The 12910-nt window shown below is 51.6% G+C and carries 11 protein-coding genes; 1 reads left to right on the top strand and 10 read right to left on the bottom strand.

Annotation, left to right across the window (positions count from 1 at the left end; translation table 11 throughout):
* Window positions 1–8 precede the first annotated feature (8 nt).
* Window positions 9–1364, top strand: a complete 1356-nt coding sequence (gene rpoN / locus ABC831_RS09390) for an RNA polymerase factor sigma-54 (protein WP_343247886.1) — start codon at window positions 9–11, stop codon at window positions 1362–1364.
* Between the two features lie 1122 nt (window positions 1365–2486).
* On the opposite strand, the gene ABC831_RS09385 is transcribed toward rpoN, so the two are convergent.
* The 10 genes from ABC831_RS09385 to fixA all read right to left on the bottom strand — a co-directional run bounded on the left by ABC831_RS09385 (window position 2487) and on the right by fixA (window position 12556).
* Window positions 2487–2996, bottom strand: coding sequence for a MaoC family dehydratase (locus ABC831_RS09385; protein WP_343247885.1), 510 nt, complete (start codon window positions 2994–2996; stop codon window positions 2487–2489).
* An 11-nt stretch (window positions 2997–3007) separates the two neighbouring features.
* Window positions 3008–3484 (bottom strand): MaoC/PaaZ C-terminal domain-containing protein, encoded by a 477-nt coding sequence (locus ABC831_RS09380; RefSeq protein WP_158342420.1) that lies wholly within the window; start codon window positions 3482–3484, stop codon window positions 3008–3010.
* A gap of 20 nt (window positions 3485–3504) precedes the next feature.
* On the bottom strand, window positions 3505–4518 hold the full coding sequence (locus ABC831_RS09375) for a ketopantoate reductase family protein (RefSeq protein WP_343247884.1): 1014 nt from the start codon (window positions 4516–4518) through the stop codon (window positions 3505–3507).
* Window positions 4519–4571: 53 nt separating this feature from the next.
* Window positions 4572–6092: an AMP-binding protein gene (locus tag ABC831_RS09370; RefSeq protein ID WP_343247883.1), complete on the bottom strand. Its 1521-nt coding sequence runs from the start codon at window positions 6090–6092 to the stop codon at window positions 4572–4574.
* Window positions 6093–6149: 57 nt separating this feature from the next.
* Window positions 6150–6938 (bottom strand): enoyl-CoA hydratase/isomerase family protein, encoded by a 789-nt coding sequence (locus ABC831_RS09365; RefSeq protein ID WP_343247882.1) that lies wholly within the window; start codon window positions 6936–6938, stop codon window positions 6150–6152.
* 78 nt (window positions 6939–7016) lie between these two features.
* A complete protein-coding gene (locus ABC831_RS09360; protein WP_343247881.1) occupies window positions 7017–8171 on the bottom strand; it encodes an acyl-CoA dehydrogenase family protein in 1155 nt (384 codons plus the stop codon).
* 18 nt (window positions 8172–8189) lie between these two features.
* Entirely contained in the window at window positions 8190–9440 is a 1251-nt protein-coding gene (locus ABC831_RS09355; protein WP_343247880.1) for a CaiB/BaiF CoA transferase family protein, read from the bottom strand.
* A gap of 61 nt (window positions 9441–9501) precedes the next feature.
* The gene (locus tag ABC831_RS09350; protein ID WP_343247879.1) at window positions 9502–10770 is read right to left on the bottom strand and encodes an MFS transporter; all 1269 of its coding nucleotides are present in this window, start codon (window positions 10768–10770) and stop codon (window positions 9502–9504) included.
* Window positions 10771–10843: 73 nt separating this feature from the next.
* The gene (locus ABC831_RS09345) at window positions 10844–11773 is read right to left on the bottom strand and encodes an electron transfer flavoprotein subunit alpha/FixB family protein (protein WP_343247878.1); all 930 of its coding nucleotides are present in this window, start codon (window positions 11771–11773) and stop codon (window positions 10844–10846) included.
* Window positions 11774–11785: 12 nt separating this feature from the next.
* The gene (gene fixA / locus ABC831_RS09340) at window positions 11786–12556 is read right to left on the bottom strand and encodes a putative electron transfer flavoprotein FixA (RefSeq protein WP_343247877.1); all 771 of its coding nucleotides are present in this window, start codon (window positions 12554–12556) and stop codon (window positions 11786–11788) included.
* Window positions 12557–12910 lie beyond the last annotated feature (354 nt).

Genomic DNA, 12910 nt, shown 5'->3' with positions numbered 1-12910 from the left:
GGCACCATATGAACCTGCAATATGAAATAAAATTAGACCAAAGGCAGACCCTGTCCCAGACCCAGATCCAGTCTCTGGAGATTCTGGCCATGGATAACATATCCCTGAACGACTATATGCAGAACGAGTATATGGAGAATGCCATCCTGGAATATACCCCCAGTGATACCGACGTCCCCCTGCGTATGGAGGACTACAAAAGCTGGTATGATAAAAACGTCTACACCGCTTATGGCGAAACTGCCGCGGCCGCCGAGGACCAGCAGAAAGAATTCGTCTCCGGCAATCAATACGAACTCCGTCATTACCTGAAGAGCCAGTTAAGCCCGAAAAAATATACCACCCGCCAGCTCTATGTAATCGATTATCTAATCGACTGTCTGGACAGCCAGGGTTATTATCAGGTCCCCATCCGGGAAGCTGCCCAGAAAACCGGAGCCAGCGAGACGGATGTCAGCATCTGCCTTACAGACCTAAGGCAGCTGGAGCCTTATGGAATCTTTTCCGAAAATCTTTCCCAGTGCCTGCTCCGTCAGCTGGAAGCCCAGGGAATCCGGGATGAAAAACTCTGCGCTATCATAACCAGCCACCTGGAAGACGTCGCTTCCGGCAGAATCAGTTACATATCCAGGTCCTTAGGTCTGTCCACCGTGCAGGTAAGAAAATATATCTATCTCATCCAAAAATTAAATCCCAGGCCGCTGCAGGGCTTCAATACATCCGGCACCACCTACATCGTTCCGGACATCATTCTGACCTTCAGCGAGGGGCAGTGGGAGATTCAGATGAACGACAGCTGGATGGGCGCCTACCACATCAATGATTACTATTACAAAATGATGCGCACCGCCGAGGACGATGACATCTACGCCTATTTCCGCAACTGTCTGCACCGGGCCAGATTTCTGCTGAACAGTCTGGAACAGCGGCGCAAAACCATGCTGCGGATCACAGAAGCCATCGCCCATTACCAGCAGGATTTCTTTCTGGGAAAAGGTCTGCTGCGTCCCATGATGATGGAGGACATATCCAGTGCCCTCAACATCCACGTCTCCACCGTCAGCCGCGGGATCAGCGGGAAATACCTGCAATATCCCGGCGGAACCATTCTGATGCGTGATCTGTTCACCACCGCGGTATCAGGCAGCAGCTTAACGGAAGGCCTGACCGCCGACCAAATCAAGCAGCATATAAGCAGGCTGATCGCAGCCGAAGACAAGGAACAGCCCCTCAGCGACCAGATGCTGGCCGCCCGGCTGGCCGAACGTGATATCCATATCTCCCGCCGGACGGTTGCCAAATACCGGGAGGAGCTGGGGATACCGAAAAGTTTTGACCGGAGGCTGGTTGAGGTTTCTCGGTAGATGGATTTTTGTTGGGGGACGGGAGGAGAGGGATGCGGCGGGCCCTTGGGGGGCTGGGCGGCAAATCTCGCGGGGCCAGATCGCTTCGGCCGGACCTAAGAACATGTAACTGCGAAGAGGGTGAAACCTCTTATTAGCAGGACCCGGGGCAAACTCGCCAAAGAACGGCTCAAACAGTGCCCCGGGTCCTGCGAGGTTTCGCCCTCTTCTCCGTAACATGTTCTAAGGTCCGGCCTCAAGCGATCTGGCCCCGCGAGATTTGCCGCCCAGCCCCCCAAGGGCCCGCCGCATCCCTCTCCTCCCTGCACTATAACAAGCTGAGTTCCATGGTCTATAAGCAGGGTTAGTATCGTTAAGTGTTTAATTAAGCAACTATCACAGAAACTAATACATATCACTCACTGGTATCCACGGGATAAGTATCCGGCCTCTTAGGGTGTACCAGGGTAGGAGCGGGCTGCTGCAAGGGCTGCCTGTGGATGAAGGGAGATCGGGGACGGGAACCAAACGGCTTCCCCCCGGGCCTTAGAACGGCTGCCTTTGATGAGGGCGGTACCTCTGAGGTGCGGGGCCCAGGCGGTTCTCCTTAGGTTTCGGTAAGCCGGCCGTTTAAGGATGGGGCAGACGGCGGATTCCGGGAATGCTCCCGGCTCCGGGGCTCTTTTGTGTCTCCCCGGGAGAGCATAGGGCGGCTGTGTATCAGCTTAGTGAAATCGGAAAGCCGGGTTCAGGATGCACGGCGGACTTCACGTCCGACGTGCAAGGGTCTCTGAGCCGGGAACGCATCCAGCGTTCCTGGCGAATAGACCCGGTTCCTGAACCCGGCTTTTCGATTTCACTTAGCTGATACCAGCGCAAGCCCTCTGCTCTCCCGGGGAGACACAAAAGAGCCCCGGAGCCGGGAGCATTCCCGGAATCCGCCGTCTGCCCCATCCTTAAGCGGCCGGCTTACCGGGACCTAAGGAGGACCGCCGCCCGGCCCCGCACCTCAGAGGTACCGCCCTCATCAAAGGCAGCCGTTCTAAGGCCCGGGGGGAAGCCGTTTGGTTCCCGTCCCCGATCTCCCTTCATCCACAGGCAGCCCTTGCAGCAGCCCGCTCCGGCCCCAATTACCCCCAGCTCCTAAGCCTGTTTCGCAAGCTGTTCTTCGAAATAACATTTCTTAGCTACGATCAGATGATATTCTCCGCTCTGGAGGACCTCTCCTTTTTGGTTCAGGATCGACATCTGGGTGACGATGACGCCACGGGTCGGCTTGTTATCGATTTTGTCCACGATCTCTGATTTTGTGTAGATCGTGTCGCCTACATGGGCTTTTCCGTAGATTTTCCAGTTCTTGGTCCCTTTGGAAACCAGAATTGCTCTGTTCATCTTTGCTGTTAACTCATTGTTGGTGTCGATGGATGTGGTAAAGGTAAACAGCAGCATATCCTGGGCGATCACACCGCCGTATTTTGTCTTTTTCGCATACTCGTCATCGATGTAGATGGGAGCGTACTCTCCGGAGATTCCGGCGTAGTTGATGATATCTGCCTCGCGGATGGTTCTGCCGTAGGGGGAAGCAGTCGTGTAGCCTAGCGGTACATCCTCAAAAAACCAGGTATCCTTAAACATTTCTTCAAATTCGTTCATAACAGCTCCTCCTATTCCCCTGCCTTATAATTTCGCTTCGCAAATTTGTACTCGCGGACATTGTCAAGGGCAATCTCTCCGCGCTGGTTAACCCCGTTGAAACCTAAGACTATGGTTCCCGTGTCCTCTGCGTCATCGATCTTTTCTAAGACTTCCACTTCCAGATGGATCGTATCGTTGAATTTGACGGGGTTCATGTATTTGACATGCTTCATTCCTGTCATTTCCAGCATGGTGGTATCTGTGTCGGCACAGAACTGGGTCCGGCGGAACATACCACCCACTACGGCCAGCACACAGGCGCCGTGCACCAGATTTTCTTTATACAGAGAGGTCTTCGCGAATTCATGATCCAGATGAACCAGGTTGTAATCTCCCGTGAACTGCGCAAAGTTTACCACTTCCGCGTTGGTAAAGGTACGTCCGCCGGGTGATTCGAACTTATAACCTACTTCTATATCTTCAAAATATAACACCTTATTTGCCATAGCTATATCGCCTTTCTTTCCTATAATTTAATCAGATCGCCAAAAAGTTTTATATTTTCTGCACAGGGTTTGTATTTCCCTTCTTCACAGCCGGTAACGATCTCCACGACTTTGTCGTTGAACGGTGTCTCTACGTTGTTCTGACGGCCATATTTGCAAACCACGCCGTTGATCGCATTGATTTCCGTCTTTTTGCCGTTTCTTAAATCGGTCAGCATACTTGCGACAATGGGTACCGGTTTCATCGCCTCATACATAGGCCGCACCCGTTCCCGGTCCGCTTCATCTTTGAAGCCGTACATGTCCTCCATGGAACTTCCCTGGATCTTGCCGATCTTATAGCCGCTGGCATGGCACACCTTAATGCACTCGTTTGCCACATGCTGTGTTACATACAGATTTTCCTCTGTGGACACCGTCTCCCCAAAGGTTGCCCCCAGGGCAGCCGACATTCCGCTGAATGTGGCATTGGTCAACAGCTTCGCCCAGCGCACTTCCATGAGATCCGTAATGATATTCGTCGGGCACAGGCACTCTAAGATCTCCTTGATTTCTTCCAGTTTTTTATCCACATGACCGTCCGGCCAGCCGATATCAAAGGACATCTGATCCAGTTTCGATGTGAGGGTCGATACACCGGGTTCCGTCATCACAGCGGCCCAGCCCACAGGGCAGCCCACCACGCGTCCTTTTCCGATGTATTCCTCTACCTCCAGTTCAGGCAGTCCGTTCTGCATGGTAACGACGATACCGTCGTCGGCCAGATGCGGAAGCAGTTGTTTTAGCGCCACCTCATTAGCCGTCTGTTTTGCCATATAGAATACCAGATCGTATTTGCCCTCCATCTCGGGAGTTAACACGGTGCTGACCGGAACTACCAGGTCGACCGTCCCCTTGATTACAGCGCCTCTTTCCTTCATGGCATTTAAGTGGGCGGCATTTCTGCTGACAAGATCGACCTGCTTTCCTGCCTTCGCGATAAACGCTCCCAATACGGTTCCAAGAGAACCGGCCCCTAATATTGCTGTACGCATATGAATGTTATCTTCCTTTCAGTTTTTTTTACTTACAGAGTAAGAGAATGGTTTTATTCTGTCTCCCCTTTTCGTTCTTCCGCCAGCTTCCAACGCTTTATCTTACCCATCTCATCCCTCGGAATCTTTGGTACGATTTCATAGGATTTTGGTATCTTGTGGCTGCTGAACCTGGCATGGCAATACTCGGACAGTTCCTCAAATGGAAACTCCTCCGGATTACCCTCCACCTCCATCAGCGCATGTACTTTCCGGCCCCATTTTTCATCCGGGAGTCCGATCACTACTATATCCCGGATCTTGGGGAATCCCCGCATCACGCTCTCTACCTCTTCACAGTACACGTTCTTCCCGCCGGTTACGATCATATCACTGCGCCGGTCCACGATATAGAGATATCCATCCCCATCCAGATATCCCAGATCACCCACGCTGTAGTAGCCGTCAAGGCCGGACCGGATCGCCGCCCTGCCTATGTAGTATGTGACCAGTCCCATGTCCGGTTTACTGAAAATCTCTCCCACTTCACCTGCGGGCATCTCTTCTCCGCTATCGGAACAGATACGTATGGAGCAGCCAACCGGCTTTCCAACACTCCCCTCGTGCAGCAGCCATTCGTCTCCTCTTATAGTTGTGCTCCCGATCATTTCCGTCATCGCGTAGAATTCATAGATTTTTTCTGCCCCAATCCGTTCGATCCAGGTCCTTTTGATAATAGGGGCACATGCTCCGCCGGCATGGAAAATAGCGCACAGGCTGCTAAGGTCCACGGTCTTAAAATTCGCAGCCTTCATCATTCGATCCAGCATCGTCGGTACAAACCCGCCGCATTGGATCTGATATTTACCGATCAGTTCCAGAGCGAGATCCGGGTTAAACTTGGTCATTAGGTAAATGGTATGACCCATAAATAAGCCAATATATAAAGATGAGTTATACAACGTATGATAAATAGAACCCGGTACCAGCTGCCGCAGATTCGCTCCCTGCCCCGACATGGCGGTCCATCCTTTCAGGCCCGACTCATTGTACGCCATCGTAATATTCTGTACCACCAGCTTTGGTTTTCCGGTAGTACCGCCGGTCGCCATAGCCCGGCCGGGCGACGCGGTTACAAATGGAACACTGTCATCCTCTACCGGAACGTCACTCTCACACAATCTTTGGATATCATCGTTGGTGAGCTGCCATGGATGTCCCTCAGGCAAAGTCCAGTCCGCCACTATAAGCCCTGGTGTTACCAGCCCCAATACTCTGTCCCGCTCGAATTCCTTCAGGCTCCTGGACACGGGAATACAGCAGGCTCCCAGATGCCAGGCCGCCAGACTGGAAACGATATGTTCGAACGTATTGGGCAGGCCAATCATAACCTGCGATCCCTTCTTTATACCGCCTTTATCCATTTCAGCCGCGACTTTCTCCATGGCTTCATACATCTGACGCCAGGAGAATACACGCTCGCTCCCGTCTGCTGAAATTTCTACTACAGCGGTCTGATCTTCCCGTTTCCGCGCCAGGTTTCTGATCTGTATTGGTAAAAGTACAGGAGGATTTAATTTGTTATTTGTCACCATAGTTCCCGCCCCTCATAAGGATGTATCCTCTACCTGATGCCTTTAACCCGGATTTGGTTAATGCTGATTAAATCTGGGCGGCCTTTTCTCGTTAAACGCAGCTTTGCCTTCCTCATGATCCGGCATAAACGATAATACCGGCTGCGCCAGGTTCTCGACTTCCAGTACTTTAAATAAATCATAATCAATACTGGCATTTACCAGCCTTTTTGTCAATCCGATCGCGTACCGCGGGCCCTGGGCCAGCTGTTTCGCATAAGCGACAGCGGCATCCAGATACTCCTCCGGCGGCAGTGCCTTGAAGATCAATCCCATCTGCTGCGCTTCCGCGGCTCTTACTTTCCGTCCGGTGAACATCATGTCCTTCGCCTTCTGCGCGCCGATGATATGCGGCAGGAAATAAAGGCCGGCAAAATCAGGAATCAACCCCACGTTCACAAAGGATTGGATGAAACTGGCTTTCTCAGAAGCAAAAATAATATCACAGGCCAGCGCCAGATTGCAGCCGCCTCCGGCAGCCGCGCCATTGATCGCCCCGATAATCGGTTTTTCCAGCTGATACATCGGTAAAATGATATCACGGGCATAACCGACGATTCCATCCCGCACCAGGGCCGGCGTGATCTCTATCTCCACAGGTTTCATATAACCGCCTGCGCAAAAGCCCCTGCCCTCAGCCGTCAGTACCACCGCTCCGATCTCAGGATCATCGCCCGCCCTTTTCAGGGCGGCGATGAATCCTTCTACCAGATCACTGTCTAACGCATTCATGATTTCGGGACGGTTCAGGGAAATGATCAGCACATTATCTTCCACTCTGGTCAATACTGCATTGTTCTCGCTCATAATTCAATCCCTTTCTTATCCTCAAATAATCCGGTATCAATCCGGTATGCAGGACATTTTGAATTGCATTGGAAATGATTATCTGTAACGCTTCAGAATCTGCGGCGCGGTGTTAAAGATCATAACTTCATCGGTTCCTCCGGCGATACGGCAGGCACGGGTATCGATATAGTAACGGGCCACACGGTGTTCTCCCACGATTCCGATGCCGGCCAATACCTGGATCGCGTCATCCAGCACTTCACATACGGATCTGGAGCAATACAGTTTGGCAAGTCCGGTATCGATACGGATGTTCTGATTCGTGTCTATCTTCCAGGCCAGCTTGTAGAGCATATTCATCATATTATCGATCTTGATCGCCATGTTTACGATCTTCTCCTGGATCAGCTGGAACCGGCCGATCTGCTGTCCGAACTGAACACGCTGGTTGGCGTAAGCCGTCGCGTCCTCGAACGCATTGATGGCTGTAGCGATGACGCCGGATACGTTGGCGATACGCTCTCTCGCGAAATTCGCCATGGTCTGCATAAATCCATTGTGTTCCACGCCCAGGATCGTACTTCTGGGTACCCGGACATCACTTAAGAACACTTCACAGATGCTGGTGGGCTGATCCGTGTGCCCCATCTTCGGCAGCTTGTTGATACGGACTCCGGGAGTGTCCACGTCCACGATGAACATGGTGCCGGCCTGATGCAGATTCTCCACCTGGGGATCTCTCGCCATTACGATAATCGCTTTCGCCTCGGCACCGCAGGTGGTGTAGTGCTTTCCGCCGTTGATCACAGCGGTATCGCCGTCCCATACATAGCTGGTCTGCATCCCCGCCACATCCGAACCGGTTCCCGGCTCGGAGATTCCTAATGCCAGCGGAGGCCCGCCCTGCACATAATCTTTTACATATTTATCGATCTGTTCCGGAGTTCCGAATTCGCAGAGGTCATACATCGTCGGAATACCCATGGAATAGAAGCTGGCCACAGGGCCGCCGTAACGGGAAATGGTCAGGTTCGCCATCGCAAGCGTCAGCATGTCACAGGGCGTTCCGCCTACTTCTTCCGGAAGTCCAAGCCCTACAAAGCCGTTATCCGCCAGAGCCTGCCATGCTTTCCAGGGGAATTCTCCTGTCTTGTAGCAGCTCTCACCGCCGTCGGGAAGTTCTCTTTCCAGACATTCCTTAATGCCTTCCATTAAGAGCTCCTGCTCATCTGTCAATGTAAAATCTACCATGATATCATTTCCCCCTTATTATTTTTTCATTTTCATATATCTTTCCATGTTATAGATCTGAGGATCCCACTGGTCGCCTTCGAGAATCAATTTTTCTTCACGCATCCGGTCAACATCGGCGTCACTGTATCCCAGTCCCTTTAAGACATCACGGGTACTCTCTCCTACCGGCCCCGCGGACTCGAATTCTGCCGTGCCCGCTTCCTTGAAGATCGCCGGAGCTTTTACGATACCAACGTGCATGCCGCTGGGATAATCGATCCCCTGGAAGAAGCCTGCATCCCATGCCTGCTGGTCTCCCTGCAGATCTTTGAAATCCTGGCAGATATCGAAAGGCATCGGAGTATCGATTAATTTGTCAACCCAATACTGGCGGTCCTCCTTCAGGAACATCTCCTTCAGGATCGGAGTAATCTCCTGCGCATGCGCCAGAGCGTCCTCATAAGCTACCCATGTGGTTATGTATTCCTCAGGAAGTCCCACGGCTTTTACAAATATCGGCCATGTCTTCTGCCAGTCCAGACCCATCAGGCCGATCCATTTCCCGTCTTTACACAGATACGGTTTCGCCAGAGGATGAACGGTGTTCGGGTCGGTCGGATACTGATCCCCGTATATGGAAGAAACTACCGGTACGTTGGCGCTCCACATTCCCGCATGCATCAGGGCTACATTGATCTTCTCCCCCTGTCCCGTACGCTGCTGACGGATGTAGGCCGCCAGAATCGCCATCGCAAGGTAGGTACCGGTCGGAATATCGCCAAAGCCAAAATACGGAACCATCGGAGTATCACCCTCAACCGGGCAGTCTTTTACATATCCGCAGCGGGCCGCATAGGAAACCCCATCGAAACCGCCTCTTGTGGACCATGCGCCGCCCAGTCCGTATCCGCTGGTAGATGCGCAGATCAGCTTCGGATGGTCTTCTTTTAATGTCTCATAATCCAGTCCCAGCTTGATGGCATCCTTTATTTTCAGATGAGAGATAAAAACATCCGCGTCTTTCAGCATCTTCTTGAGAATTTCCATTCCCTCCGGTTTACGGGTATCCAGAGCAACATATGTCTTGCAGGCATTGAAGCAGTCAAATCCGGCCTGATCTCCGTTCAGGATATGGCGGGAGATCCCTACACCACGGGTGGAGTCACCCTGAGGCGGTTCTACTTTGATTACGTCTGCTCCCCATTCACCTAAGATACGTCCGGCCGTAGGTGCAGCCATAAACCCGGCAATTTCGATAACCTTCATTCCTTTTAGCAGATCCAACATCTTTTTTACCTCCTTAGAATTTGTTATTTATCAAAGGGGCTATGCCCTTAATGATTGGTTTCTAAAACTCTGATTTCAGTTTTTCGCCATTCTTAAATGCGATCAGCAGACACAGTACGCAGGCAACCAGGAATCCCAGGATCAGGTACAGAACATACTGATAGGTCTTAGTCGCGTCATACACGAAGCCGTAAACCGGCACCAGTACCATGCTGGCCACATTAATAGCGGTAACCATAAAGCCAAAGATCGTGCCGAAGTCTTTATACCCGAAGATCGAGGAGACAATCAACGGCCCTAATGTTCCCATGGTGGAAGCCAGGAATCCGTAGAATACCAGCGCTCCGTAGTATCCGGCCATATGCTGCCGGAAGAAGATCAGGATCAGGACAGCGACAAATCCGAAGCACATCGCAAGCAGCGCGGACTTTCTTGCACCCAGTTTATCAGCCAGCATACCAAACAGCAGAGATCCCACGAAAGTACCGATCATCCAGAAGCTCATGCCGTTACCGCCTACCTGAGTGGTAAATCCAGCATCCACAGCCAGCGTGGGCACATGGGAAGCAAAGGAGGCGATGCCGCAGATAAAGAACATAAACAGGAAAACGCAATAAAATGCAGGAGTCTTTAACGCTCTCGCGGACGTGATACCCGGAATCATACTGGGATCTACTGCCTGGGCGCGCTGGGCAGCCTGATTCGATTCCGCTTCTTCTGCGCCGTAAGCTTTTAATCCTTTGTCTTCCGGATTATCCCTGATCAGCAGGAGAACCACAGGGAGTACGATTACAAACGACACGAGTCCCAGTCCTAAATAACCTGCAGACCAACCGAACTTGGTGATAACCGCTGCGGTAGTCGGCTGCAGAATCGCGCCGAAGAGGCCGACTGCTGCCATCATAATACCCATTGCGGTACCATTTTTCTCTTTGAACCATTTGTTAATCAATACAGGCCCTACCAACTGTGTGGTAAATGCGGCACCCAGAGCCATCAGCCCAACGAAGCTGTACCAGCCCCACAGCTGATGCACCAGTCCCATGGCTGCGAAGCACAGTGCGTGTACGCATACGGAAATGCCCGTAATCCTGCGGATGCTGTACTTCTGAAGCAGCTTTCCTGCGATTGGATTCCAGATCGCCCCCACCAGCGCGGATACGCTGTACATAATGGACAAAGAGCCGATTCCAAATCCAAGGTCCTGGCTGATCGGTGATAAGAACAGGCCCATACCGCTGTTAACCCCACCGCGTAAAAACCCCATCATGACAATAATTGCAATTAACACAAACCATGCATAGTGAATCCGTTTCTTTTGCTGCGCCATACCAATACCTCCTCATAAATTTTTTTAGATCCTATTTTTAATGATCCTGCTTCACCGACCCTGTCTTAACTGCTTACTGGCTTAACTTCTTTGCCAGTGCAGGAACTATCTCATACAGATCTCCCACGATGCCATAATCACACTGACGCATAATGGGCGCGTTGGCATCTTTGTTGATTGCTGCCAGAATTTTGGCGTCTTTCAGGCCTACCATATGCTGTACCTGGCCTGAGATGCCAACCGCCAGATACAGATCCGATTTGACAAACACACCGGAAATACCTATGTAACATTCCTTTGGCAGCCATTCCAGTCCCTCTGCAATCGGACGGCTGCAACCGAGCTCCGCATCCAGAGCATCCGCCAGTTCCTTCACCATGGGAATATCTTCCTTGTTGGCGATTCCCAGGCCGATACTGACGATCTTCTTAGCCGCCGCCAGATTCACGCTCGCGGACTCCCGCTTCTGCTCGTCACTGAGCGTAATACGCCAGGCCGGCTCTACATAGGGAACTTCCACAACCTTACCGGCACCGGCCTTCATTTCTTCCGGCTTCTCCAGTACGCCAAAGCCCAGGATAACCAGGGTGAGATCCCCTTTCGCGCTCTGTTTTAAGTTCGCCCCGCCGCCATATACCATGTTCACGGCGCTCGTAACTTCACTGGTAAGATCCAGTTCTTTCGCATCCGCCAGTACACTGGTTCCCAGGCGGGCAGCCAGCCGTCCCGCGATCGCCCGTCCGGTAAGCGTAGCTCCGAACAACAATACCTCCGGTTTTTCGTCCTCCACCAATTTCGCGATGGTGTCCGTATAGCTCTCCGCCATTCTTTCGGATGTATCTCCCAGATAATAGACGGTGTCTGCACCAGCACCGGCAGCGGCAGTTATAAGTTCCCGGCTCCCCACTGCGATGACACTGACTTCCCCGCATTCCTTCGCGCCTGCGGTAATATCCTGCATTAAAGCCGGCTTATCTGAAAACACCCAAACTTTCTTTGCCATACCTGCTCCCTCCTATACTAAGCCTTCTTTAGCCAGATGTTCTACGAATAGGTCAACTGCTTCATCCACAGCCGCGTCGATGATGATACCCTTGCGGTCCCGTGATTTGGGTGCCAGGATACTGTCGATCTGAATCTTCGACTCAAAGCTTCCCAGATCCTCAAGCGTAAATTCTTCCACTGGTTTCTTACCTGCGGAGAGGATATCTTTCATGGTCGGTATCCGGGACGGTGCATAATCTGCGGTGACGCTTAATACAGCGGGAAGCGGGATTTCGATTTTCTGGATACTGTCCTCCGTAGTACGCAGCGCGGTAATAGAAGAATCCCGGATCTCCAATACCTTGCTGATTCCGTTAATGGTCGGCCATCCCAGGATCTCTCCCAACTGCATACCTGTCTGCCGGTAATAAAAATCTGCGGAACCTTCCCCGCATATAACGATCCTGCACTCCTCGTCCTTTCGCACGGCGGCGGCCAGTATGGAGGCCGTCAGGTTCGTATCGGCATTCCACAGGGAATCGTCCATCACCACGGTCAGACTGTCCAGGCCCCTGGACAACGCGTTCTTTCTGGCCTTCTTATTCGAAAGGGCTGTGGGCCCGACACAAAGCCCCTTGTGGGAAGCTTCCGCCATTGCGGCAATCTGTGCGCCTGCCTCGATGGCCACCAGATCAAAGTCGCCGATAATCCATTCTGCCCTGTCAAAGGATACCGAATAATCGGGATTAATCTGCATGTCCTGATTGTCAGGGGATAATTTGTAGCAAGTGATTACGTCCATAAATCCATAAATCTCCTTTCTGCTTTTGGCCTTTCTACCATTTCTGAAGATATTAAATACGCAAATATGATGCCAAGTAAAGAGTCGCCATTCTAAGCGGCTTTGTGAAAAATTTAATTAGCAGGCAATTTGTACATAAAATAACAATTTGATACGCTATGATACATCATGATACATTTTAATACATTCAGAAACCATTTTAGGTTCATTTTTACCTCCATGAGTGTGTTTTCCCGCACATATGAGGATGGGGGAACATCTTTTTGCTCTAACCTTTGCTTCCGGTGTACCGGTTTCACCCCAGATCGTCTTAAAGGAACTTCTGTATATGGTTCAACCTTAACTTTAAAAACT

The organism is Diplocloster hominis (assembly GCF_032380655.1).
GTDB classification, from domain to species: domain Bacteria; phylum Bacillota; class Clostridia; order Lachnospirales; family Lachnospiraceae; genus Diplocloster; species Diplocloster hominis.
This window is presented reverse-complemented; position numbering and strand designations above follow the sequence as displayed.

Excerpts from the sequence above, each read along its gene's own strand:
- rpoN (WP_343247886.1), top strand. The coding sequence starts at position 9 with ATGAACCTGCAATATGAAATAAAATTAGACCAAAGGCAGACCCTGTCC.
- ABC831_RS09365 (WP_343247882.1), bottom strand. The coding sequence starts at position 6,938 with ATGAGCGAGAACAATGCAGTATTGACCAGAGTGGAAGATAATGTGCTG.
- ABC831_RS09380 (WP_158342420.1), bottom strand. The coding sequence starts at position 3,484 with ATGGCAAATAAGGTGTTATATTTTGAAGATATAGAAGTAGGTTATAAG.
- ABC831_RS09350 (WP_343247879.1), bottom strand. The coding sequence starts at position 10,770 with ATGGCGCAGCAAAAGAAACGGATTCACTATGCATGGTTTGTGTTAATT.
- ABC831_RS09370 (WP_343247883.1), bottom strand. The coding sequence starts at position 6,092 with ATGGTGACAAATAACAAATTAAATCCTCCTGTACTTTTACCAATACAG.
- fixA (WP_343247877.1), bottom strand. The coding sequence starts at position 12,556 with ATGGACGTAATCACTTGCTACAAATTATCCCCTGACAATCAGGACATG.
- ABC831_RS09345 (WP_343247878.1), bottom strand. The coding sequence starts at position 11,773 with ATGGCAAAGAAAGTTTGGGTGTTTTCAGATAAGCCGGCTTTAATGCAG.
- ABC831_RS09375 (WP_343247884.1), bottom strand. The coding sequence starts at position 4,518 with ATGCGTACAGCAATATTAGGGGCCGGTTCTCTTGGAACCGTATTGGGA.
- ABC831_RS09360 (WP_343247881.1), bottom strand. The coding sequence starts at position 8,171 with ATGGTAGATTTTACATTGACAGATGAGCAGGAGCTCTTAATGGAAGGC.
- ABC831_RS09385 (WP_343247885.1), bottom strand. The coding sequence starts at position 2,996 with ATGAACGAATTTGAAGAAATGTTTAAGGATACCTGGTTTTTTGAGGAT.
- ABC831_RS09355 (WP_343247880.1), bottom strand. The coding sequence starts at position 9,440 with ATGTTGGATCTGCTAAAAGGAATGAAGGTTATCGAAATTGCCGGGTTT.